This is a genomic window from Achromobacter sp. D10 (assembly GCF_035282245.1).
Classification (GTDB): domain Bacteria; phylum Pseudomonadota; class Gammaproteobacteria; order Burkholderiales; family Burkholderiaceae_B; genus Achromobacter; species Achromobacter insolitus.
The window spans coordinates 686067-710173 of sequence record NZ_JAYJLE010000004.1; the positions used below are offsets into that span (position 1 = coordinate 686067).

Genomic DNA, 24107 nt, shown 5'->3' on the forward strand with positions numbered 1-24107 from the left:
GAATCGTGGCGGGCCGAAAGTGAGCCTCAAATCTAACAATTCGTTATATGAATCCAAACTATCAATATTGAATGTCTTAACTTCTTTTCGTAATAAAGCTCAATCCTGCGGCGCGCTTGCCGCGGCTTGGCGCACAGCGTGGCGCTGCAGCCCGAAAGCGATCGCGCCCCCGACCAGTACCGACATGGCCGCGGCCAGGAAGATTGCAGGGTAGCCGAACCCCCCTGAGATATATCCGGCGATGGGGCCGGTAATGCCCAGCGCCAGGTCCAGGAAGGCGGAATATGCCCCGAGCGCGGCCCCACGGCTGCCCGCCGGCACACGGGCCACGGCCTCGACCCCGATAGCCGGAAATACCAGCGCGAAACCGCAGCCGGTGAGCGCGGCGCCCAGCAAGGCGGCGCCGGGGTTTGGCGCCAGCCACAGCAACAGCAATCCGGCGGCTTCGACGAGGAAAGAAACCTGCGCCACCCGGAACCCGCCGTAGCGGGTGATCGTACCCGCGAACAGCAGGCGCACGCCGATGAAGGCGCAGCCGAATGCGCTGAGCGCATGCGCCGCCCCCTCCCAGGAGGAACTGGCGTAATAAAGCGCCACGAACGCCGCCAGCGTGCCGAACCCCACCGATCCCAGGCCCAAGGCCATGCCATGGGGAAACACTCGCAGCACCACGCTCTTGAACGCCATCCGGTGACCGCCAACAATGGCTACCGCCGCACGCCACGCCGCCAACCCCAGGCCAGCCAGCCCCAGCAACAGGACTGCCCCGCCCAGTGCGCCCATGCTCCATTCGGTCTCCAGGTACACCCCGAGCGGAGCGCCCAATGCCAGCCCGCCGTAGGTGCAGATGCCGTTCCAGGAAATCACCCGCGCCGTGTGCAGCGGCCCCACCCTTGCAATGGCCCACGTCGCCGACCCCGTGCCCACCCAGCTTTCGCCAAATCCCAAGGCAAGTCGGCTGACGATGATGGCGCCCAGACTCAACCAGGCGCTGCGCTCGAACGCATAGGCCAGCAGCAGGAACACCCCGCTTGCCGCGCAGGCCGCCATGCCGATCACGACCGTCTGCTTCGGCCCCACGGTATCGGCCATGCGTCCCGCATGCGAGCGGCTGAGCAGCGTGGCGGCGTACTGCACGCTGATCGCCAGGCCCGCCAGCACGGAGCCATAGCCCAGTTTGTCGTGTACATAGCCGGGTAGCACGGCCAGAGGCAGCCCTATGGCCAGATAGCAGATGAAGGTGAAGAAGGCGATGGATACGATCCGGAACGTCAGCGTGAACGTGCCGATGCGCGCGCCATCGGGCGCGGTATGCGATGTGGGGGACATGGGAAGCGGAATAGATGCCCGGCCGGACTGAAACCAGGGTTTACCCGGATGATAGCGCGGCAAGATTGCAGTGGGCTGAACGCGGCCGCCTGCCCGCGGCAACGCGCCAAAAAAAGGCGCACCCATGGGTGCGCCGTTCTTGGGAACCGGGCAGCCTCAGCCGTCGATGCCGCGCGAGGTCAGGTAGTCTTCATAGCCGCCGCGGTAGTCGACGATCTCGCCCGAAGGCAGGATCTCGATCACGCGCGTGGCCAGGCCGGACACGAACTCGCGGTCGTGCGATACGAACACCAGCGTGCCTTCGTACTTTTCCAGCGCGAACTGCAGCGATTCGATCGATTCCATGTCCAGGTGGTTGGTGGGCTCGTCGAGCAGCATGACGTTGTGCCGGCCCAGCATCAGGCGGCCGAAGGTCATGCGGTTCTTTTCGCCGCCGGACAGCACCTTGGGCGCCTTGGGCAGGTCGTCCGCCGAGAACAGCAGGCGGCCCAGCACCGAGCGGATGGATTGATCGTCATCGCCCGGCTGGCGATGCTCGCCCATCCAGTCCAGCAGATTGATGTCGGTCTGCAGGAACTGGTCCGACACGTCCTGGGCCATGTAGCCCAGGTCGGCGTTTTCGGACCATTTCACTTCGCCCGAATCCGGTTGCAGGTCGGTGGCCAGCAGGCGCAACAACGTCGTCTTACCCACACCATTGGCGCCGATGATGGCGATTTTCTCGCCGGCGTCGACCATGGCCGAGAATTTGCGGATGACGGGCGCGTCGTAGGCCTTGGACAGGTTCTCGACGGTGACCGCCAGGCGGTGCATGACCTTGTTTTGCTCGAAGCGGATGTACGGGTTCTGGCGCGACGAGGGCTTGACCACGACCTGGTCGGCCTTGATGCGGTCGATCTGCTTCAGGCGCGAGGTGGCCTGGCGAGACTTGGACTTGTTGGCGGCAAAGCGGCGCACGAAGTCCTGCAGTTCGGCGACGCGTTCCTTGGCTTTGGCGTTGTTGGCGACCAGGCGTTCACGCGCCTGGGTGGAGGCCAGCATGTAGTCGTCGTAGTTGCCCGGGTAGATACGGATCTCACCGTAATCCACGTCCGCCATGTGCGTGCACACCTGGTTCAGGAAGTGACGGTCGTGGCTGATGATGATCATCGTGCTCTGGTAGCTGTTGAGCACATTTTCCAGCCAGCGGATGGTGTTGATGTCCAGGTTGTTGGTCGGTTCGTCCAGCAACAGCACGTCAGGATTCGAGAACAGGGCTTGCGCCAGCAGCACGCGCAGCTTCCAGCCCGGCGCCACTTCGCGCATGGGCAGGTTGTGCTGGTCGACCGCGATTTCCAGGCCCAGCAGCAGTTCGCCGGCCCGCGCCTCGGCGGTGTAGCCGTCGTACTCGGCGAACTTGGCTTCCAGGTCGGCCGCGCGCATGTAGTCGTCTTCGGTCGCTTCCGGGTTCGCGTAGATGGCGTCGCGCTCGGACATGGCGGCCCACATCTCGGTATGGCCCATCATGACCACGTCCAGCACGCGCTTGTCCTCGAATGCGAATTGGTCCTGGCGCAGTTTGCCCAGGCGCACGCCCGGCTCCAGCGACACGTTGCCCGCGGAGGGCTCCAGGTCGCCGCCGATGATCTTCATGAAAGTCGACTTGCCGGAACCGTTGGCCCCGATCAGCCCGTAGCGGTTGCCTTCCCCGAACTTGACGCTGACGTTCTCGAAAAGGGGTTTCGGGCCGAACTGGATGGTGAGATTGGCAGTGGAGATCACGGTATGTTTGAGTCTTTGGGCGTCCGGGGACGCATGCGGAGAAACCCGATAGTGTACCAAGCATCCATGTTTCCCATCCAATCGAGGCCCAATGGCGACTGAAGCATCTGGAAATACGAAATGGCATTTAATGTCAGAACGTAAATATTTGTATTAATTGGGGTACTATTGCGGCTACTCAGCGCCTCTGTCCGCCAAGCCGGCAAGGCGGTTGCAATCCACTATCCCCCGCTTCGTGGCAGACGCGAACCATTCCTCCGAAAAAGTCGAGCTTTCCTACGGCCGCTCCCTGATCGTGGCGGCCATCGTGGCGATCGTGATGCTGTGGGCCACGCCCAGGCTCACGCCCAGCTCCGACCTGCTGACCTACGCCGCGGCCCGACTCCAGGCCCGCCTCGTCGGCGGCCACTACGACATCGCCCATCGCAATGACACCACCGTCGTCCTGATCGACGACGATTCACTGGACCAGCAGAAAGGTGCCTGGCCGGTGCCCTACAGGACGCACGCGCGCTGGCTGCGCAATATTGGCCTGATCCATAAGCCCAAGGCCATCTTCCTGGACATTACCTTTGGCCGCGAGCGCGACGATCCGACACTGCCGGAGCTGACCGCCGCCCTTTGCGAACTGCGCGATGCCGACATTCCCGTATTCCTGGCCGCGCTGCCCGAAATTGTGGGGGATCTGCGCCTGCGTTCCGGCCTGGAATCGCCAGCCGGGGAAGCGCCCTGCTTCACCATGGTCGATGTGCGCTACACCCCCAGCAAGGTCGACCGGCTGGTATGGAGCTATCCGCTCTGGACCGGAGAACACGCGCGCAGCGCGGCGCTTGCAATCGCCCAGGATGCGGCCGGTGTATCGATCGCGCGCACCGACGAAGCCATGGCCTTGACCTGGGGCGTCGACAACCTCGATCAACGCCGATTCAGCATGGAGTGCCGGCAGGCCCGCGGCGGCTACATGGAAATGCTGCCGTCCTATCTTCGCTCCCTGTTGGGCGACCCTGACGCCGCGCAACCCATCTGCCCATACACCCGGGCGCTCACACTGTCCGAACTGCGCGCCCCGGATGCCGACAGCACCCGCCTTGCCGACATGCTCACCGGCCGCTACGTCATGATCGGCGCCGCCCTGAGCGGCTTCAACGATACGGTGCTGTCGCCGGTACATGACTCGATCCCCGGTGTGTTCATGCATGCCATGGCACTGGACAACCTGTTGACCTACCAGAACGACTACAAGCGCGCCCTCGAATGGGAAATCTGGCCGCCCAACGTCCTTTGGCTGCTCGGGATTCCCGTTGTCATGCTGGCCCATTTCCTGCACTGGCTGGCGCAATGGTTGCGCGGCAATACCAGATGGGGCGACCGCCTGCTCTCCCCGCCCTCGGACTGGCGGCTCTTTTCGGACGCTCCTTCCCTGCCGCTGCCCCCAAGCGCGGACGCCGAAGGCGGTTGGAAAACCAAGACCGCCCGGCTGTCCGCCCTGCTGCGTGACCGTGCCGCCCGCTTGTGGCTGGCACGCTGGCTAGGTTCCAAGTTGTGCATCGCGGCGCTTCTGCTGTTGCGCAAGGCCGCGGCCATCGTCCTGTCTTCATTGATCGTGCTGTACATCGTGCTGCTTGCGCAGCGCTGGCTGAACGTAGGCACGCTGCCCATCGTCGACCTGGCCATCATGGCCCTGGCCGCCCACTGGCTCGGCTGGACCAACCGCGCCACGGCATTTCTTTTTGGCAAACCGGATGCCGGTCCTGCGCCCGCATCTCCGACACCTCCGCGGGAATCGCCTGCCTCCCGCTCACAACAGGAGTAGAAACGCATGCATAAGCCCTCCTCCCTGCTCATCGCGCTGGCCGCGGCCACGCTAACGCTGGCCAGCGCCGGCGCCGCCGCGGCCGACGCCATCGTCGGCCTCAACATCAAGCCATTGCCACTGTATGCCAAGCCCGACGGCGGTACGCCCGCGATTCGGTCCGAAGGCCAGGGCATGCCGTGGCCCGTCCTGGAAGAGGCCAGCGAGTTCTACCGCGTGAACGTCGACGGAAAGGATTACTGGGTCGACAGCATGCACGTGCGCGTCGCGCGGGGCTCCGCCGCGCAGTGCGGGACCGTCATCAAGGGCGTGCCGCCGCCCACGGGTTCGACCGCAGGCGCGGGCGAGAACGTCTGCCGCTGAGCTACCGATGAAATCCGTCCATCTCCTGCGCACGGCCGCCGTGTCCGCCGCCCTGTTGCTTAGCGCCTGCTCCACCCTCCCCGGAGGCAAGGGTTTTTCGGTAACGACCGGGCAACTACCACCTCCCCCCACCGACCGCCAATGGCCCGACGCCAGCCAGGACGCGCGCAATCAGCGCGCGCAAGGCATGGGCCTGGTCGCGATGCCGGAAATGGAGGACTACCTCAATGGCCTGCTCGCCAAGATCAAAAGCGCCGCGGGCGTTCCCGAGTGGCCGGGCGCGGTCCATGTGACCTCGTCTTCGGCGCTGGAAGCCTATAGCACCGGCGCGGGCAATATCTATCTGTCCATGGGCTGGCTCTCCTCCGCAGAGTCCGAAGACGAGATCGTCGCCATTCTTTCGCATGAATTCGGCCACGTGTACCTGGATTACCACCAGATGGAGTCGGTCAATACCGCGACCGACCAGGTGGCGACGCTGGCGGCGGTGGGCGTAGCGCTGGCCCGCAAGGCCGGCAGCGCCACAGGCTGGAGCCCCGTGGACAGCGTCATCGCCTCATACACGCTGGGCAAGAATGTACTGGTACCCGCGTGGGGCCGCCAGCAGGAAGAAAACGCCGACCGCTTCGGCGCCACCGTCAGCCTGGCGCTCGGCTACTCGTACACGCAGGGGTTCAAGGCGTTCCTCGAGCGTCAAGCCACCTGGGAAGCCGAAAACGCCAAGATCCAGGCCGAAGCGCGCCAGCGCATGCTCGAACAGATCAAACAGGCCGCGGCCGACAACACGCGCAAGCAGGAAGCCGCCAAGGGCAACAACATTGCCCCGTTGACCGAATTGCAGGCGTCGCTGAATTCCGGAGTCGCCGGCGCCAGCGTAGGCTTGCGCAATGGCCTGGACGACATCTGGAAGAAACTCACCGTCAGTCACCCCGACACCGGTGCGCGCCTGGCTTCGCTGACCGAGCAAGTCATGCCTTTGATGGCGGGCAAGCCGCGACCGCCGGCCGCGACCGCGCCCTGGAACAAGGCCCGCTCGCAACGCCGCAGCGCTGCGCTGCTGAAAAACTACAAGACTGCGGGCGAGGCCCAGCAAGCCTTGCAGGCCCAGGACTACCCGCGGGCGCGCAAACTCGCCGCCCAGGCCGCGTCCGGACCCAGCGCCACCCATGCGCTGCCGCTGCTTACCTTGAGCATGGCGCAGGCAGAGTCGGGCGCACGCGGTTCCTCCCCGTTGGACCGCAATCTGGCGTCCGCGAACGATCGTGCCTGGCAGGTGTATGTGCTGCGGGCCAACAACCTGCTGGGCGCCGGTCAGTCTGGCCCAGCCACCAAGGTGATGGCCCAGGGCTTCGAGTACTTCCGGAGTTCGGCGCTGGCGTGGCCGGAAGCCATACGCTTTTATGGCCAGACCCAGGGCTGGGAGCAGGCGCGCAAGCTGGCGCAGGAATGCGCCTCGCGCTTTGCAAGCTATGCCTCGGAATGCCGCAAGGCGGCCGAATCCCCCGCCGAGCAGGCCGAGGCAAAACGACGCAGCGAACAGAAGGCGCAGTCGCTGGTCGACAAACTGTTCAAATAGATCCGCGAGTCATAGGGCGGCGCGGGCGGAAGCCCCGCCGCCCTGTCGCCTTAGTGCGTGTGCTCGTCGAGCACCAGGTGCGCCATGCCCTTTTCCGTGGCGATACCCACTTTTTGCCCGATCGGCAACGTGGCCTTGGTCGCGACGTGGCCATAGGGCAAGCCCGTCACGACGGGCACCTTGACCGTCTTGCGCAGCCAGGCCACCACTTCGTGGAGGTCGTAGCCGTTGTCGTGCGTGGCCAGCTTATAGTCCGAGAAGCGCCCCAGCACGATCGCCTTTTGCTTGCCCAGGATACCGGCCTGCGCCAGCTGGATCAGCATGCGTTCGACGCGATAGGGATGCTCTGCTACGTCTTCCAGGAACAGGATGCCGCCGCGCACCTTGGGCATGTAGGGAGTGCCGAGCAAAGACGTCAGCATGGCGAGATTGCCGCCCCATAGGATGCCGCGGCAGTCCACCGCATCGGCGTCCTGGGTCTCGAAGCTGAGGATTTCCAGCTCGCCGCGCATGATTTCGCCAAACAGGGCCTCGGTCAGGTCATCGACCTTCTTGCCGCCAAAGTCGTAGATTGCCGTGGCCCCGGTATAGCTGACCGCGCCGGTCTGCGCCAACAGGCCCAGGTTGAAGGCGGTGAAGTCGCTCATGCCCACGAAACGCTTGCCGCTGTCGGCCATGGCCTTCCAGTCGATGGACGGCAACAGTCGCCCCATGCCGTAGCCGCCGCGCGTCACCATCACAATGGGCAGCTTCTGCTTGGCGGCCCGCGTCAGGCTGGCCAGGCGCTGGGCGTCGGTGCCGGCGAAACGCTGGTGTTGCGCGAGCGCCGTGCGGTCCAGTGCGGTCTTGAAACCCTGCTGCTGCAGCCGTTCGCGTGCCAGATCCACCGTGGCCGGATCGCGCACCGCGGAAGACGGCGAGATCAGGTAGATGCCGCGCGCATCCGGCAGCACGTGGGCGTGGCTGTGATCATGGCCGCAGTCCTCGTCGCATTCGTGGTCGTGATGATCGTGGTCGTGATCGTGGACGGCGGCTTTCGCGCCGCGCGGCTTGGCGCCTTGGGATTTGCTCATGCTGCGGATTCCTTGCTGCGGCGTTCGCGGAAGAACCGGCGCAGCAGGTCGCCGCAAGGTTCGGCCAGCACGCCGCCAGTGACTGAGGTGTGATGATTGAGTTTGGGGACCGACCCGATGTCCAGCACGCTGCCGCAGGCGCCGGTCTTGGGATCGTAGGCGCCGAACACCACGCGTGCGAGCCGCGCGTGCAGCATGGCGCCGATGCACATGACGCAGGGCTCCAGCGTGACGTACACGGTGATACCTGGCAGGCGGTAGTTTTCAAGCGCGCGCGCGGCGCTGCGCAAGGCAACGATCTCGGCGTGCGCGGTGGGGTCGTGGTCGATGATGGTGCGGTTAAAGCCGCGCCCCAGGATGTCGCCCTGGGCCGACACCACCAGCGCGCCTACAGGAACCTCGCCGATGTCGTAGGCCGCCCGGGCTTGTTCCAGGGCCCGTTCCATGAAGCTGACATCTTGCGCGGTCCAGGGCTGAACCGCGGCCATGGGCAAGGCTTCAACCACGGTACACCCGGGACTTCAGCGCGATGCGGCCAGCCAGGCTGGTCACGGCCTCTTCCAGCCATTGGTAGAGCTCGGCCTGCTCGTCGTAGCGGGCCTGGTTGAGGTTCGACACCCGGCCCTCCTCGATGAAGCCCCAGGCCCGGCTGCGCTTGTCGCGATGCTTGGGATCCCAGACGCCAAAGGCGAATCCGCCGGCGCGGCGGATCAGCGAAAAACAAGGGATATCGGTGTAGCCGTCGCCGACGAACACCATCTGGTCGAAGGGAACGCGGAGACGGTCTTCGGGCACCTTGCGGTTGACTTCGAACGGCTTGTTGCGAAAGTCCCGGCCGATGATGCCTTTCTGGATGTGGAACAGGTAGCGGGTCTTGTCCGTAAAGCTGACGATACGGCGCGGAAAGGCAATGCCTCCGTCCTCGCCGTAAATGAATTCGGAAGCCCAGATCTCGGTGAACTCATGCGCGATGGGCGTGGAACGCACGACATCGCCTATGCCGCTGGAAATCAGGTAGAACTCCAGCTGCACCTGCGGCTGTTCGGCCCGCACGGCCGCGCGCAACCGCTGGAACAGCGTGGGCACTCCGTCGTGCAGCTCAAGGCGGGCGCCCCAGTCCTTCAGACGCTGCTGGGTGATCAAGCCATGCTTGCCCGACTGCGAGAGCTGGATCATCTGGTACAGGTAGGCGGGCACGGGGTCCCAATCCTGTTGCGACAACAGGGGATCGACCTGATCCTTCCAGAAGGACGCCGTGTCCACGCCTATGCTTTCCAGGAAACCGGACGTGCTGTCCGAGGCCAGCGTGTCGTCGAAGTCGAAAATCAGGGCAATGACGTCGGACATGTATGTGCGTGAAAAAGGGGCGACAGCCGCCATTTTGCCTGAATGTGGCGGCGGTTGCGCCCCTTGGGGGCCGAAGGCGAAGTTCTCGCCCCCTGCCCGGAAGATTGCTTTTCTTTACTGACTGCTTTACTGACGGACCGGCGCGGTCATGGGCGTCGACGCGGGCGCGGGTGCCATGCCAGGCGCACCAGCCGCGGGAGGCACGCTGTCAGCCGGTACCTGGATCACCGTTTCGCGCAGCACACCCCCGCCCTGCACGCTGCCGCGCACGTTGGTGGGCGAGGTCATCTGCGTGACGCAATCCTGGCGCGATGCGGCGGGCAGGCGGTTGCAGCGGTCAAGCATGTTCTGCTGAAGCTGATCGGTGCTGCCGTCCCTGAGGTTGTTGCGCCCCGATTCCTGGCGCGCCGCGCCCGCCTCGCGCATGCAGGCGGCCGGATCCTGGCCAGTGGCGCCGCTCTTGCAGGCGGCGATGTCCTGCTGGTACTGGGACTGAGCTGAGCCGCGGCCGGTCGCATCTGCCGCGTGGACCGCTCCCGCAGCCAGCATCAGGCCTGCAGCGCAAAGCGTTGCCGCGAGGCGTTTGGTGTGCATGGGTCGTGTAGTCATGGCCAGCTCCTTGAAGTTGATTGAACCGTCCCCCTACTATCCCACGATGACGCTTCCGCTACATGTCCAGCGACTTGAAATCGTAAGCCGACGTTTCAATTGACGCGGCGCAACATGCGCACCGTGGTTCAGCTGGCATCGCGGTCCGCGTCAGTCTTGCTCAAGCGATTGCGGTAGGTGGCGGCGCGCATCAGCAGCATGGCGGTCACGGGCGACGACACGATCAGCAGCAGAGTGATAATGACTTCGTGAAACACCGGCCGGGCCGACAGCGCCGAAAACACCAGGATCGAAGCTCCCAGCACGCAGCCGCAACCCATGGTGTTGCCCAGGGTGGGCGCATGGATGCGCGCATAGAAGGTGCGAAAACGCAGCAAGCCGGCCGAGCCGGTGAGCGCCAGCAGGCCGCCAAGCACCAGCAGGATGCTGGCGGGTATGCCCGCCCACAGCGGGATCTGTGCGTCGATCATGGCTCGATCACCTCGCCGCGCAGCAGGAAACGCGCCATCGCGGTCGAGCCGACAAAGCCGAACAATGCGATCAGCAGCGCAATATCGAAATACACGGACGTGCCGGAGCGGATGCCGAACACCAGCATGGTCAGCATGCCGTTGATGTAAAGCGTATCGAGAGCCAGCACGCGGTCCTGGGCGGTGGGACCGCGCAGCAGCCGGATGGCGGCGAAGACCATGCCCAGCGCAAAGCAGAGCAAGGCGAAGGACGCGGCCCAGAAAAGTATGTTGTTCATTCGAAAATCTCCATCAGCGGGCGCTCGTAGCGTTCCTGAACCAGCTTGACCCAGTCGCCTTCGTTCTGCAGGTCGAGCACGTGCAGCTTGAGGCGATGGTCGTCGGTCAGGTCCACCCAGACGGTGCCCGGCGTGTACGTGACGATGCATGCCAGCATCGCCAGGCCGTGCGGGTCGCGCATGGTCAGCGGGATCATGATGAACCCTGGCGAAAAATCATTGCGGCGCGGATTCAGGATCAGCCGCGCCACGGCGATATTGGATTTGATGATGTCGGCCGTCACGTGCAGGAACAGCGGCACGGCCTTCCACAGCCGGCGCGGCCGCGCGCGCAGCGGACGCAGGCGGGAGGCCGCCCAGGTGAACCAGAGCGCCAGCGCGATGCCCAGCGCAACCTGTCCGGCGGAGGCGCTCTCGTTGAGCACCAGCCAGAGGACAAACAGGTAGACGGGCAAGAACAGGAAGTAGAGGCGGCGCATCAGCTTCCTCCCTTGAGGCCGCGCACGGTCTGCGCGGACATGACGGCGTCGATATAGGACTTGGGCTGGTCCAGCGAGCGGGCCGCATCGTCCAGGTAGGCCGAGACGGGCCCCGCGCCGGCCGCCAGCCCCACGCAAAGCAGCAACAGCACCGCGACCGGCCCAGCTTCGATCAGACGCAGGCGCGGCGTGCTGCGATCATCGCTGGCCCAGAACACCCGGATGCCGGTACGACCCAGCCCGATAAGGCCGGCAAACCCGGAAAGCAGCACGGCGGCCACCAGAATCCAGGCATCCATCGGCACGACCGACTCGTTGGCAGCCGATACCGCGGCGGACAGCAGCGACAGCTTCGCGACAAAGCCCGACAGGGGCGGCAGGCCTGTCACCAGCAAGGCGCAGGAAATAAAGGCCAGGCCCAGGAATGCCATGGCCGCGGGAATGGCTACGCCAACCACGTCGTCGGACCGGTTGACCGAGGCTGGATCGTCCAGGTCAAACGCGTCCAGGGTCACGGCCAGCACGTTGGCGCCAAAGCTGCGAGTCCGCTCGATCAACTCGGCCAGCAGGAAGAACGCGCCGGTCGTCAGCACCGAACTGATCAGGTAGAACAGCGCCGGACCGGTCAGCGTCACGCCCGGCATGCCCAGTGCCGTCAGAAGCGTGCCCGCAGACACGATCACGCAATAACCCACCATTTTTTCCAGCTGCTGGGTCGCCAGCAGGCCCAAGCCGCCAAACAGCAGCGTGGCCAGTCCGGCCGCGAACATCCAGTCCAGGCTGAACGCCGCCGGCGCGCCCGTGGGCAGCAGCAATGAGCCGATGCGCAGTAGCGCATAGATGCCCACCTTGGTCATGATGGAGAACATGGCTGCAATCGGCGCGCCGGCCGAGCCGTAACCCTTGACCAGCCAGAAGTTCAACGGCCAGGCGCCCGCCTTCACCAGGAAGGCCACGCCCAGGATGGCCGCGCCTGCCTCGAACAGCATGCGCTCCGCGCCCGTCAACTGTCCGGCGCGCACCGCCAGGTCCGCCATGTTCAGCGTGCCGGTCACGCCATAGATCAGCGCAATGCTGATCAGCAACAGGAAGGAGGCCACCAGGTTGACGGCGATGTACTGCAGGCCGGCGCTGACGCGCGCCACGCCGGAACCATGCAGCAGCAACCCATACGATGCCGCCAGCAGGACTTCGAAGAAGACAAAGAGGTTGAACAGATCGCCCGTGAGGAACGCGCCGTTCAGGCCCATCAGCAGGAACTGGAACAGCGAATAGAAATGGACGCCGGAGCGATCCCAGCGCGCCAGCGCATAAATGAGTGTTGCCAGGCCGAGTGTCGCGGTCAGGGTCAACATCACCGCAGCCAGGCGGTCGACCACCAGCACGATGCCGAATGGCGCGGGCCAGTCGCCCACGAGATAGACCCCTACCCCGTCGGGCCAGACGCCCGGCACCCCGCCGCCTGCCACCACCAGCAAGGCGATGGCGGCGGCCAGTTGGCCCAGGGTCGAGGCTAGCGCAATGGCGCCACGGGTGTAGCGGCGGGTATCAGCCAGCAGGAGCATCGCCGCGCCGGCTGCCAGCGGCGTGACGATGGGCAAGACAGGTAGGTGTTGCAGCCAGAAACTCAAGATTGGGACTCCCGTCCATCAACGTGGTCGGTACCCGTGAGGCCACGCGAGGCCAGCAGCACAACCAGGAACAACGCGGTGGTGGCGAAGCCGATCACGATGGCCGTCAGCACCAGCGCCTGCGGCAGCGGATCCGCATACCAGGAAGGATCATGAGCCACCGCGGGATCCACAACGGGCGGACGCCCCGAGGTCAGCCGGCCCATGCCGAAAATGAACAGGTTTACCGCGTAGGAAACCAGTGACAGGCCCATGATGAACTGGAACGTCCGGGGCCGCAGCAGCAGCCAGACGCCCGAGCCCGCCAAGACACCGATAGCGATGGCGTATATCAATTCCATCAGGCTTCCCCTGTTTGTGCGGCGGCCGCCTGGATTTCGGCGGCGGCCTTGCGTTGCGCGCGCAGCGATTGGTGAGCCAGCGCCACCAGCACCAGCACGGTCGATCCCACGACCAGCATGTAGACACCCAGGTCGAAGAGCAGCACGCTGGACAGATGCACATGGCCGACCAGCGGCAGCGCGATGTCCCACGACAGCGCCGCCAGGAAAGGCTTGTAGGCCAGCCACGCGGTCACCGCGGCGGAGCCCGCGAAAAGCAGGCCGATGCCGATCCAGTTCTGCGGGTTGAGGCGGCTGCGCGACTCCACCCAGTAGACCCCGCCGACCATGTATTGCAGGATGACCGCGGTGGCAAATATCAGCCCGCCCACGAAACCGCCGCCAGGTTGGTTGTGGCCGCGCAGCAGGAAATACACGGAGATCAAGGCCGCGGTGGGCAGCAGCAGGCGCACCAGCACGGTGGGCACCATCATCGAACCGGCAGGCACCAGCGACTTGATGTCCGGCGCGGCGGGCACGCCCCCGTCCTGGTCGATCTGCTGGCGCGGCAGGTCCGCGCTCTCCGCGGCCGGACGGAAGCGGCGCAGCAGCGCATAGACCGTCAGGGCCACGATACCCAATACCGTAATCTCGCCGAATGTATCGAAGCCGCGGAAATCTACCAGGATGACGTTCACGACATTGGTGCCGCCGCCATCGGGCAGCGCGCGGTCCACGAAATACGAGGAAATGGTGTCGCCTTGCGGGCGCACCAGCACTGCGTAGGCCAGCGCGGCCATGCCCGTGCCGGCGGCGCCAGCCATCAGCAGGTCGCGCAGGCGGCGACCACGCGCGCGCAGCGTGACCTTCAGGCTTTCGTCCTCATCCTGCGCGATGCGACGCGGCAGCCAGCGCAGGCCCAGCAGCAACAGCACCAGCGTCACCACCTCGACCGACAGCTGGGTCAACGCCAGGTCGGGTGCCGAGAACCAGACGAAGGTCAGGCAGGTGATCAGCCCCGCCCCCCCGGCCAGCGCCAGCGATGCCAGGCGGTGGTACTTCGCCTGGTAGGCCGCGGCCAGCGCACAACCCGCCCCCACCAGCCACAGCAAGGCGAACGCCGGATCTATCGGAGTCATGCGGCCGGTGCCTTCGAGCCAGCCGCCCGCACGCAGCGGCAGCCAAGCCACGAACAGCGTCCCCAGCACGATCAGCAGCATCTGCACTTGCAAACGCGAAGACGCGAGCCAGCGCAGCAGCCAGGCGGCGGCAACACTGGAGCCGTCCAGCAGCGCTTCGAAAGTGCGGCGGCCATCCAGCCGGTAGATGAACGGCACCCTGCCCGGCTTGGCGCGCTGGTGCGCGCGCAAGGCCAGATACAGCAGGATGCCGGCCATGGTGGCGACCAGGCTCATGACCAGCGGCAGGTTCAGCCCGTGCCAGACGGCCAGGCTGTACTCGGGCATGTCCTGGCCCAGAATGCTCTGGGCTGCGGTCGCGAGGAAGGGACCGACCGTCAGGCCGGGCACCACGCCCACCAGCAGACAGATGGCGACGAGCAGCGCGCTGGGAAACAGCATCCAGCGCGGCGGCTCATGCGGCGCGCGAGGCAGGTCGGTCGCTGGCGGGCCGAAGAACACCTGCAGGATGAAACGCAGCGAATAGGCCACGCTGAACGCCCCGGCGATCGTCGCCAGCAGCGGCAGGCCGATCTCGGTAAGGCGATCACCGCTGACGAAAGTCGTCTCGGCAAAGAACATTTCCTTGGACAGGAAGCCGTTGAGCAGCGGCACGCCGGCCATGGATGCGGCCGCCACCATCGCCAGCGTAGCGGTGATGGGCATCGCCTTGTACAGCCCCGACAACCGGCTCAGGTCGCGCGTGCCGGTCTCGTGGTCCACGATGCCGGCCGCCATGAACAAGGAGGCCTTGAACGTGGCGTGGTTGATCATGTGGAAAATGGCCGCGACCAGCGCCAGCGGGCTATTCAGGCCCAGCAACAGCGTAATCAGTCCCAGGTGGCTGATGGTGGAATACGCCAGCACGCCCTTCATGTCCTGCTGGAAGATCGCGGCATAGGCTCCTAGCACCAGTGTGATCAAGCCTGCCCCGCCGATGATCCAGAACCACTCGTCCGTGCCGGCGAGCACTGGCCAGAAGCGCGCCAGCAGGAACACACCTGCTTTCACCATCGTGGCCGAATGCAGGTAAGCCGACACCGGCGTGGGCGCGGCCATGGCGTTGGGCAGCCAGAAATGGAAGGGAAACTGCGCGCTCTTGGTCAATGCGCCCAGCGCCACCAGGATCAGCACGGCCGGATACCAGGGATCGGCGCGCACCAGGTCGCCCGCGGCCAGCACGCGGTCCATGTCGTAGCTGCCAACAATATGGCCGAGGATGAGCACGCCGGCCAGCAGGCACAGCCCGCCCCCGCCCGTGACCGTCAGCGCCATGCGCGCGCCACGGCGGGCGTCCAGGCGGTGGTGCCAATAGGCGATCAGCATGAAGGACGCCAGGCTGGTCATTTCCCAGAACATGACCAGTTGGATCAGGTTGCCCGATAGCACCACGCCCAGCATGGCGGCCATGAAGGCCTGGAAAAAAGAAAAAAAGCGCGGGACCGGATCCTCCGGCGACATGTAGTAGCGGGCGTACAGCACCACCAGCGCGCCCATGGCGGACACGATCAGGGCGAACAGCCAGGCGTAGCCGTCCATGCGCAGGGTGAACTGCAGGCCCAGGGCGGGCGCCCAGGGCATGTCGAAGCGGACCACTCCGCCATTGGCGACTTCGGGATAGAGGCTGGCGACCAGAACCACACAGACCAGGGCGATGAGGCCTGCCAACCACGCCTCGGCATTGCGGGCGTTGGATGGCAGCAGCGCGGCGCACAGGCTGCCGGCAAACGGCAGAGCGAGGATCAGGATCAGCGACATGGCGTTCCGAGAGTGTCCGGGCCCCCTCCCGCCAGCGCAAGGCAGCGAAAGACGAACAGACCGGGGATTGAAAAACGGACGGAACCCTGGCCCGGTGCGTCGCTGCACTACACGTTGCCCCGCGGGGGACATCAACCAACGCCATTGAACGGCGCAGACAGAAACAAACGCAATAGCTTTCTTGCAAGACCGGCCAAGAATCTCATACGAAAAATATCAGATTCTTGTAAGTTATGCAGAGATTTATGTGTTTACCACGTGGATGACGACAAGATAGATGCGCAATCCTTGCGCAATTGAAATATTCCAGAAGCCATTCATGTCTTTGTCAGCATTGGATTTTTTCGTCTACTCCATGCTTCTTCCGACAACAACGCCACAAAAAAATAACCCTGGGCAACCCGGGGTCTCTCCGGGTTGACCACCGAATATTTACTGTGTGGAATGGCGCCCATGAAGCATCGACCGCGCCAGCATCCCGGCCGGACAGGCTTCACCGACGCCGGCCCAAGAAGCCGGCCGGGTCGGAAATTCAATAATATGGAGAAGACTCTTGACCGTGCTGTCCCAAGCAAAGGCCATCCTGGCCGCCGCAATCGCGGGCGTCTGCCTTAGCACCGCCGCGCAGGCCGCCGACCCCTATCCCAACAAGCCCATCCGCCTTATCGTCCCCTTCGCGGCCGGCGGCACGACCGACATCGTGGCGCGCATCGTCGCCGAAGGCCTGGGCCGAGAACTCGGCCAGGCCGTCGTCGTCGAGAACCGTGGCGGCGGCGGCGGCTCGATCGGCGCCGATGCTCTGGCCCGCTCCACGCCCGACGGCTACACCCTGGGCGTGGCCACCGTCAGCACCATGGCCACCAACCCGGCCACCAATCCCAAGAACCCGTACGACCCGCTCAAGGACTTCTCCCCCATCACCAATATGGTGAACGTCCCCAACGTGCTGACGGTCAACCCGGCGGTGCCGGCCAAGAACCTGGCCGAATTCATCGCCCTGCTGAAGGCCAACCCCGGCAAGTACGCCTACGCGTCCTCGGGCGCGGGCGGCATCGGCCACCTGGACGGCGAACTGTTCAAATCGCTGACCAAGACCGACATGGTGCACGTGCCCTACCGCGGCTCGGGCCCGGCGCTCAACGACGTGATCGCCGGCCAGGTCAACGCCCAGTTCGACAACCTGCCCTCCTCCATGCCCCACATCCAGGCCGGCAAGCTGCGCGCCCTGGCCGTGGCCGCGCCCAAGCGCCTGCCCGCGCTGCCGGACGTCCCCACCTTCTCCGAAGGCGGCCTGCCGGAAATGGACAACATGGCCTGGTACGGCCTGGTCGCGCCCGCGGGCACGCCGCAGGCGGTGATCGACCGCATCCATGACGCCACCGTCAAGGCGCTCAAGGATCCGAAGATCGTTCAACGCCTGGCCGACGGCGGCTCGCTGGTGGACGGCAACACGCCCGCCGAGTATGCCGCCCAGATCAAGCGCGAGCTGGAACTGCGCCAGCGCATCGCCAAGGAACGCAACATCCAGTCGACAAACTGACCGCCCATCGACCGCGCGCCGGCCCAGCCCGGCGCCCGCCCCCAAAGCCGGCCTGTTTCCCAGGCCGGTTTTTTTCATCACCGTCCTGCGCCGCCGCCATTCCGAGGCCCCCGCTTGACTGCTATCGCCCCGGTGGTAGCATGTGCGACCGTGCGATCCCATCTTTTCTCCCCTCCCTGCGCCGCCTGTGCGCTTTGCGCCCTGCGCTCGACCCTGTTGAGCTCGCAGGAAGTCGCCGCGCGCTCCGCCTACGCGCGATCCAAGCCCGGCTAATCGCCCGCTTTTCCCCTTTCTGATTCTTGTACCGGCCCGCCGCCGGCTGCCTGCGCACATCCGCGCATTGCGCAGCCTTGCTGCCGGCCGGCGGACGCCCTGCCGCGTGGCCGGGCTATCCGTCTCGTCCCTCTGTCGCACGCCGTCGCAGGCTTGCCGCCAGGCCACGCACCGACCTATTCCAAGCGCCATGCAACTCACCAAGAACTTCGTCAAAGCCAAGAACCCCTGCGCGGGCGGCTACAAATGGTTCATTCGCGACCACAACGGCCAGGGAGACTACCAAGCCGTGCTTGACGCCTTGGTCGCCGACGGACGCGTCAGCGACGCCTGCTGGCTGCTGGACCAGTTCGGTCCCACCGACGCCGTGCTGCGGCTGGATTCCGTCGACGCCAACGCGATCGTCTTTGCCGGCACGCTCGAAGTGCGCATGGGCATCAACGTGGACAGCGTGGTGCGCGCCGGGCGCAGCATCGTCACGGGCGGCGGCATCCGGGCCGGCGAAACCATCCAGGCCGGCGAGAACATCACCGCCGGCGCCAACATCGCCAGCGGCGGCAACCTGCGCGCGGGCGGCGACGTCACCGCCGACTGGGGCATCGAGACGGCCACGCGCCTGGATTGCAGCGGCAACGTGCGCGCCAAATGGGACATCTGCGCCGGGCAGGACCTGGCAGTCACCGGCCACTTGCATGCCGGACAAGATGTGCAGACGCAAGGCGCCATCAAGTGCGGCCAGGGCATCAAAGCCGGCGGCGACGTGCGCGCCGAAAAGGAAATTGACGCGGCCTGCGGCATCCAGGCCGGCGGCTCCATCCACTGCGGCGACCACCTCGCCTCCGGTTGGGGCCTGATCGCCGGCGTGGACATCCGCGCCGAGGGCTCGATCCGCGCTGGCGAAGGCGTGCAAGCCGAAGGCGTGATCGAGGCTGGCGCCGGCCACGGCATCTACGCCGGCCTGAGCGTCCGCCTGGACGCCTGGTCCGCCTGCGCCCGGGTGGTGGCGCAGAGCCGGCCCCAACAGTTGGTCAGCGGACACTGGGACGGCCAGGACAGCGCGGCCTACGCGTAGCGTTCGCTGCGGCGCGACCGGAACGCCGCCTACTCCGGCTTGATGTTCGCTTCCTGCATGCGGCGGCCCCAAGTTCCCAGTTGCGCCTGCACGAAAGCCTGCTGCTGCGCCTGCGAATTCGGGGCTGCGGTCATGCCCAGGGCGGCGAACTTCTGCTGCACCTCGGGACGCGCGAGCGCGTCGTTCACCGCCTTGTTCAAACGCTCCAGGATCGGTTGCGGAATGCCTGCGGGTCCGGCAAGGCCCACCCATACCACCAGGTCGAAGTCCTGGTAGCCGGTCTCGGCGAAGGTCGGCACGTCCGGCAAGTCCGGCAGCCGGCTTTCGGTGCTGATGGCCAGCGCGCGCAGCTTGCCGCCACGCAACAATGGCGTCGCCACAGACAGGTCCGCCATCACGTAATCGACCTGCCCGCCCGCCAGGTCCGTCAGCGCCGGCGGCTGGCTCTTGTACGGCACGCCTTCCGCGCGCACACCGGCGATCCGGTTGAAGGCGGCCGCGCCGACCTGCCCTCCGGGCGAGCCGTAGCCGTAGTTCAAGGAACGGGAGGCGGCCTGCTTCACGAACGAGGCCAGGTCCTTGTAGGGTCCGTCCGCGCGCACCAGCAGCAGCATGGGCATGGTGGTCAAGCGGGACACGTGGCTGAAGTCCTTCTGCGCATCGTAGGGCAGCTTCTTGAACAGCCCCGGATTGATGGAATTCAGCGAACTGCTGGAGATCGTCAGGGTGTAGCCGTCGCCCGGCGAACGCACCGCGTACTCGGTGCCTATCAGACCTTGGGCGCCCGGCTTGTTCTCGACGATCACATTGGCGTTCAGGTCCTTGCGCAGTTCTTCCGCGATGATGCGGGCGCTGGTGTCGGTGGCGCTTCCCGGCGAAAAGGCCGCGACGATCTTGATGGGCTTGTCGCCGGGATAGGTCTCTGCCTGCGCCGCGCCTTGCGCGGACAGGCCCAGCACTGCGCACGCCAATAGCGCGAATCGAATCGTTTTCATGGTGTTGTCTCCTGGTTTTATGGGTACTGCCTGGTTTGCCCTAGCGCTCTGACGGCGCTGTAGCGGTGTTCATTTCACCCAAGCGCGGCGGGCCCCGGCGTATCGCCGCGGGCGTGCCGGACAGCTTTATCGGTATGCCCGGACCGTGATAGTCGTCGCGCCGGACCACCATCTGGCGATGCTCGGTATGGGCGGCCGCGGCCACCGATGCCATGTCCAGGATCGGCGCCGCGGGCACGTTCTGCGCCAGCAACTGCTTGCCGAACGCCTCGCCATCCAGCTGCGCGAACGCCTGGGCCAGCGCCGCGTCCACGGCCTCGCGGTTGATCACGCGCTGCCCATTGGACTTGTAGCGTTCGTCCTGCGCCATCTCGGCCAGGCCCAGCTGCGCGCACAGCTTGGCGAACAGGCGGTCATTGGCGACCGCGATGAACAAGGGGCACGTCCGGGTCTGGTAGACGTTGTAGGGCACGATATTGGGATGCCCGTTGCCGCTGGGGCGCGGCGTATTGCCCGACGCCAGGTAGTTGGCCAGGAACGGATGCGCCACCGACACGGCGGAATCGTAGAGGCATACGTCGGCCATCTGGCCGCGCCCGGTGCGGTGCCGCGCCTGCAACGCCAGCAGCACGGCGATCGCGGCATTCATGCCGGTGGTCAGGTCGACCACTGGCACGCCCAGCCTCAAGGGCTCGCCGCCCGCCTCGCCGTTGATACTGAGCAGGCCGGCCATGGATTGCACCGCAGCGTCGTAGCCCGGCAGTTCGCCCAGCGGGCCATCATCGCCGAAACCCGTGATGCGGCAATGGACCAGCCGCGGAAAGCGCTCGGTGATGGCGGCCGGGTCGGCCACGCCCCAGCTGCGCAGCGTGCTGGCCTTGAAGTTCTCGATCAGCACGTCGGCGGTTTCGAGCAATTGCCAGAACGTCTCGCGTCCGGCCTCGCTGTTCAGGTCCAGCACCATGCTGCGCTTATTGCGGTTCACGGCGCGGAAATAGGCCGAGCTGCCATCCACGAACGGCGGGCCGAAGCCGCGGCATTCGTCGCCCTCCGGCGACTCGATCTTAATCACGTCGGCGCCGTGGTCGCCCAGCATCTGGCCGCAGAACGGCCCAGCCAAGACGCGCGACGCATCGATGACGCGCAGGCCGGCGAGCGCGCCGCCCGCATCGCTGCTATGCATATCTGTCTCCTATTCGATTCCCGCTCAGGCCGAGGCGCGGGCAATCAGCCAACTGAATTCCCTGCCCTGCCCGCCCGCCTGCGTGGTCATTTGCAACGCGAGCCGGTGGTTGTGCGCATCCAGCGCGCCTTCCAGCAAGCCGTTCCAGGCTCGCGCCAAGCAAGGGTGCGCGTCGGCCACGCCGTCCATCAGGTTCCAGCCCTTTTGCGTCACGCGCACGCCTTGCGGCGTCTCGCTCAACTCGCACGGGTCGCCCTGCGCTTGCGCCAGCGCCACCATGAAGCGCCCGAATTGCAGCGCCGAGCCGTCCTGCGCCACGCCCAGCGCGCCTGCGGTCTCGTGATAGAACTGCATGCCTATCATTCTTGCGGTCAGGTGCAGCAGGCCGCCCGCTTCCTCGGGGCCCCACAGATTCACGGCCACGGGTAAGGCGCTGCGCACGTATTCCATGGCGTAGTTGCGGCTGGCCTTGGCCAGGCGCGTGGCGGGCCAATCCGCGGTGGGCAGCGTGGGCGCGGCAGCGGCATCGAAATCGGGCGCGTCCTCGTTGCGACTAAAGCGCAGGCGCTCGTGCGGCTGCAGGTCGCGGTCGTATTCGTAGTAGTAGCCTTCCAGGCCCGATTGGCCGTCGACGGCCTGCTTGGTGCACACGAAGCCCAGCCGCGGATTGTTGAGCGACACGCCGTTCTGCGCATGCCAGCCCGCCAGCATGGCGCGCGACACTTCCGACGGTATCGCGCACAGCGCGGTGCCGGACCAGATCCAGCGCGGCGCGGAGTAGCGTATCCAGGCCTTGCGGTCGGACTCATACATGTACTGCACCGCCACGCCGCCGATATGATTGGACAGGTAGTGGTACTGCGCCGCCGCGACGGCGGGCGGCAGATGCGAGATGCCCAGCTTCTTCAGGCCCGCCACAAAGCGTTCGTTGCGCTGGCGGCAAAAGATCTCGTAGACCAGTTCCGCCGCGCGCGCCGTGCCGCGGCGGGTCACGGCGGACAGGACGATGCCCGTGAAAAAAGCGTGGTACCACTCGGAAACCGCGCGCCAGCCGCGCTCCTCGGATTGCATGTCATGCATGGCGATTCACTCCGCTGGGCGCCGCCACGGAACCGGGCAGCAGGGATTGCATGGAAGCGACCGCGAAATCCGCGATGTCGCGCGCAATGGCTTCACGATCCGTCTCGGATTCCCCGGCCCTGGGGCGGTACCACATGGTGGTCCAGTTCAAGGCGCCCAGCAGCGGCTTGACCTGCAAGGCCGCGGGGCCTGGCCGGAAGTCGCCCGCCGCCACGCCTGCCTCGATCACGCTGCGGAACAGCGACTCATAGCGGTCGCGCTGCCGCACCAGTTCTTCCAGTTCGGCGCGCTGGCCCGCCGTGGTGCGTCCGGCCAGGTGCAGTTCGACGCCCTGCACCGTGACGCGCTGGTATGGCAGATGCGCCATCATCAGATGCGTGTGGGCATGGGCCATGTTCCATAGCCGCTGGGGCGGCGAGGCGGCAGCGTCCTCGGCCAGCGGCGTCACCGTGTCCAGGTTCAATTGCATGGCGCGCCGGTGCACGGCGAAGAACAGGTCGGTCTTGCTGCGGTAGTAGTAATAGACGCTGCCTTTGGTGACCCCGATCAGGTCGGCGACCGAATCGATCGTGGTCGCCGCGAATCCCATTTCGGTGAAGGCCTGCGCGGCGGCGTCCAGCAACTCCACTTGCCGCAGCGGCATCTCGTCGTAAGGAATAACAGTCTTGGTTTTCATGGCGTTCCTAGCGCTCCGCGGCGGCGCCCGCGCTTTTTTTGATGGCGCGGGCCAGGACCACGCGCTGGATTTCCGAGGTGCCTTCGTAGATTTCGGTGATGCGCTGGTCGCGGTAGCAGCGTTCCACCGCGCTGGGCTTCACATAGCCGCGTCCGGCGAGGATCTGCATCGCGTCGTCCACCACGCTGTGCGACGTTTCGCTGGCCAGCAGTTTGGCCATCGCCCCCAGCGTGCCGATGTCCTGTCCGGCGTCGTAAGCGCGCGCGGCTTCGTAGGTCATCATCCGCGAGGAAGACAGCGCGGTCGCCGCATCCGCCAGCTTGAAGCCCACGCCCTGATGATCGATGATGCTGCGGCCGAACGTCAGTCGCTGCACAGCGAAGTCGCGTGCTTCGGCATAGCTGCACAAGGCGATGCCATTGGCCTGCGCAGCCACCACCACACGTCCGATGCTCAAGGTCGCCAGGGCAAGCTTCAGGCCTTCGCCCAGCGTTCCAACCACGCTTTCCGCGCCAACCCACGTATCCAGCTTCAAATTGGTGGTAGTGGTGCCGCGTATGCCCATTTTGTCTTCGTAGTGGTCCACGACCGCGCCGGGCGCGTCGCGGTCGACCACGAATGCACTGATGTTGTTGCGCGCGCCCACCTCTCCAGTGCGGGCAAACACGATGAAATAACGCGAATGCCCGCCGTTTCCCAGCCAGCATTTTTCACCTCGGATGCGCCATCCCTCGCCCTCGGGCACGGCCGTGGTCGACAAAGCCGCCGCATCCGAACCCGCGCCGCGCTCGCTCAGCGCAAAGTTGACCGCATGACCGTCGCGCGCCAACCCGCCTAGCAGCACCATTTTCTGCTCGGCCGAGCCCCCCAGGATGACGGGAAACGCGCCCAGCGACAGCGCCGCCAGGATGGCAGCCGTGGAGGCGCAACCCTGGGCCACCGTTTCCACCACCGCCACCAGCGACGTCAGCGACGCGCCCGCGCCGCCATACTCGGCCGGAATGAAGAGCCCCGAAATCCCGCTTTCCCGCAACGGGGCCAAGTGCTCTACGGGATATCGCTGGTCCCGATCGATTTCCGCTGCGGCGGGCGCGAACGCCCGCAACGTCAGTTCGGCAGCCTTGTCCCGCCAGGCGCATTCCTGCGGGGTCAATGAGGGATTCCAGATCACGGACATCGTTGCCTCCTGCAACATACTAATCGGTATTTAGCTCGCTGAAGGAGAACATACTACTTGGTATTTTTCTTCGAAACCTGGGGAAAACCCGCCATGGGGATGGGCCCGTAGGCGAACCGAAGCTCA

The 24107-nt window shown here is 65.6% G+C and carries 22 protein-coding genes; 5 read left to right on the top strand and 17 right to left on the bottom strand.

The annotated features are described in order from the left end of the window. Positions 1 to 99 precede the first annotated feature (99 nt). Together VCS63_RS15420 and VCS63_RS15425 are read right to left on the bottom strand one after the other, a co-directional pair. Positions 100 to 1329 carry an MFS transporter gene (locus VCS63_RS15420; RefSeq protein ID WP_042793742.1) on the bottom strand — a complete coding sequence of 410 codons (1230 nt, stop codon included), beginning with the start codon at positions 1327 to 1329 and terminating at the stop codon, positions 100 to 102. Between the two features lie 156 nt (positions 1330 to 1485). After that, entirely contained in the window at positions 1486 to 3090 is a 1605-nt protein-coding gene (locus VCS63_RS15425; protein ID WP_042793743.1) for an ABC-F family ATPase, read from the bottom strand. Between the two features lie 211 nt (positions 3091 to 3301). Between VCS63_RS15425 and VCS63_RS15430 the strand changes: the two genes are divergently transcribed. From VCS63_RS15430 to VCS63_RS15440, 3 genes are read left to right on the top strand one after another with little or no spacing between them, the layout of a single operon-like run. Beyond that, a complete protein-coding gene (locus VCS63_RS15430; protein ID WP_323880260.1) occupies positions 3302 to 4903 on the top strand; it encodes a CHASE2 domain-containing protein in 1602 nt (533 codons plus the stop codon). Positions 4904 to 4909: 6 nt separating this feature from the next. After that, entirely contained in the window at positions 4910 to 5266 is a 357-nt protein-coding gene (locus VCS63_RS15435; RefSeq protein ID WP_063640122.1) for a hypothetical protein, read from the top strand. A gap of 7 nt (positions 5267 to 5273) precedes the next feature. After that, positions 5274 to 6842 (top strand): M48 family metalloprotease, encoded by a 1569-nt coding sequence (locus VCS63_RS15440; RefSeq protein WP_108913175.1) that lies wholly within the window; start codon positions 5274 to 5276, stop codon positions 6840 to 6842. A gap of 50 nt (positions 6843 to 6892) precedes the next feature. On the opposite strand, the gene VCS63_RS15445 is transcribed toward VCS63_RS15440, so the two are convergent. The 10 genes from VCS63_RS15445 to VCS63_RS15490 form a co-directional block, all read right to left on the bottom strand. Then, positions 6893 to 7915: an LD-carboxypeptidase gene (locus VCS63_RS15445; RefSeq protein WP_323880262.1), complete on the bottom strand. Its 1023-nt coding sequence runs from the start codon at positions 7913 to 7915 to the stop codon at positions 6893 to 6895. Further along, positions 7912 to 8403 carry a tRNA adenosine(34) deaminase TadA gene (gene tadA / locus VCS63_RS15450; protein ID WP_063640119.1) on the bottom strand — a complete coding sequence of 164 codons (492 nt, stop codon included), beginning with the start codon at positions 8401 to 8403 and terminating at the stop codon, positions 7912 to 7914. The genes VCS63_RS15445 and tadA overlap by 4 nt, the downstream gene beginning before the upstream one ends. 10 nt (positions 8404 to 8413) lie before the next feature. Next, entirely contained in the window at positions 8414 to 9262 is an 849-nt protein-coding gene (locus tag VCS63_RS15455; RefSeq protein ID WP_042793748.1) for an HAD family hydrolase, read from the bottom strand. A gap of 126 nt (positions 9263 to 9388) precedes the next feature. Beyond that, the gene (locus VCS63_RS15460) at positions 9389 to 9871 is read right to left on the bottom strand and encodes a hypothetical protein (protein ID WP_082884542.1); all 483 of its coding nucleotides are present in this window, start codon (positions 9869 to 9871) and stop codon (positions 9389 to 9391) included. A 128-nt stretch (positions 9872 to 9999) separates the two neighbouring features. Then, positions 10000 to 10341, bottom strand: a complete 342-nt coding sequence (mnhG, locus tag VCS63_RS15465; protein WP_042793750.1) for a monovalent cation/H(+) antiporter subunit G — start codon at positions 10339 to 10341, stop codon at positions 10000 to 10002. Next, on the bottom strand, positions 10338 to 10619 hold the full coding sequence (locus VCS63_RS15470) for a K+/H+ antiporter subunit F (protein ID WP_042793751.1): 282 nt from the start codon (positions 10617 to 10619) through the stop codon (positions 10338 to 10340). The genes mnhG and VCS63_RS15470 overlap by 4 nt, the downstream gene beginning before the upstream one ends. Further along, on the bottom strand, positions 10616 to 11098 hold the full coding sequence (locus VCS63_RS15475) for a Na+/H+ antiporter subunit E (protein WP_042793752.1): 483 nt from the start codon (positions 11096 to 11098) through the stop codon (positions 10616 to 10618). Before VCS63_RS15475 ends, VCS63_RS15470 begins: the two co-directional genes overlap by 4 nt. Next, the gene (locus tag VCS63_RS15480) at positions 11098 to 12729 is read right to left on the bottom strand and encodes a monovalent cation/H+ antiporter subunit D (RefSeq protein ID WP_323880265.1); all 1632 of its coding nucleotides are present in this window, start codon (positions 12727 to 12729) and stop codon (positions 11098 to 11100) included. Before VCS63_RS15480 ends, VCS63_RS15475 begins: the two co-directional genes overlap by 1 nt. Then, entirely contained in the window at positions 12726 to 13070 is a 345-nt protein-coding gene (locus VCS63_RS15485) for a Na+/H+ antiporter subunit C (protein WP_013394081.1), read from the bottom strand. Before VCS63_RS15485 ends, VCS63_RS15480 begins: the two co-directional genes overlap by 4 nt. Beyond that, entirely contained in the window at positions 13070 to 15985 is a 2916-nt protein-coding gene (locus VCS63_RS15490; protein ID WP_063640118.1) for a monovalent cation/H+ antiporter subunit A, read from the bottom strand. The genes VCS63_RS15485 and VCS63_RS15490 overlap by 1 nt, the downstream gene beginning before the upstream one ends. 553 nt (positions 15986 to 16538) lie before the next feature. Here VCS63_RS15490 and VCS63_RS15495 point away from each other — a divergent pair. Together VCS63_RS15495 and VCS63_RS15500 are read left to right on the top strand one after the other, a co-directional pair. After that, complete coding sequence (locus VCS63_RS15495; protein WP_042793754.1) at positions 16539 to 17525, top strand: Bug family tripartite tricarboxylate transporter substrate binding protein; 987 nt, start codon at positions 16539 to 16541, stop codon at positions 17523 to 17525. Between the two features lie 463 nt (positions 17526 to 17988). After that, positions 17989 to 18870 carry a hypothetical protein gene (locus VCS63_RS15500; RefSeq protein WP_042793755.1) on the top strand — a complete coding sequence of 294 codons (882 nt, stop codon included), beginning with the start codon at positions 17989 to 17991 and terminating at the stop codon, positions 18868 to 18870. Positions 18871 to 18899: 29 nt separating this feature from the next. On the opposite strand, the gene VCS63_RS15505 is transcribed toward VCS63_RS15500, so the two are convergent. From VCS63_RS15505 to VCS63_RS15525, 5 genes are read right to left on the bottom strand one after another with little or no spacing between them, the layout of a single operon-like run. Beyond that, entirely contained in the window at positions 18900 to 19865 is a 966-nt protein-coding gene (locus tag VCS63_RS15505; protein WP_175200998.1) for a Bug family tripartite tricarboxylate transporter substrate binding protein, read from the bottom strand. 40 nt (positions 19866 to 19905) lie between these two features. Continuing rightward, entirely contained in the window at positions 19906 to 21048 is a 1143-nt protein-coding gene (locus VCS63_RS15510) for a CaiB/BaiF CoA transferase family protein (RefSeq protein WP_042793757.1), read from the bottom strand. A gap of 24 nt (positions 21049 to 21072) precedes the next feature. Further along, complete coding sequence (locus tag VCS63_RS15515) at positions 21073 to 22128, bottom strand: hypothetical protein (RefSeq protein ID WP_082900614.1); 1056 nt, start codon at positions 22126 to 22128, stop codon at positions 21073 to 21075. Next, complete coding sequence (locus tag VCS63_RS15520; protein ID WP_323880269.1) at positions 22121 to 22804, bottom strand: TetR/AcrR family transcriptional regulator; 684 nt, start codon at positions 22802 to 22804, stop codon at positions 22121 to 22123. The genes VCS63_RS15515 and VCS63_RS15520 overlap by 8 nt, the downstream gene beginning before the upstream one ends. A gap of 7 nt (positions 22805 to 22811) precedes the next feature. After that, positions 22812 to 23981: an acyl-CoA dehydrogenase family protein gene (locus VCS63_RS15525; protein ID WP_063960917.1), complete on the bottom strand. Its 1170-nt coding sequence runs from the start codon at positions 23979 to 23981 to the stop codon at positions 22812 to 22814. Between the last annotated feature and the right edge of the window lie 126 nt (positions 23982 to 24107).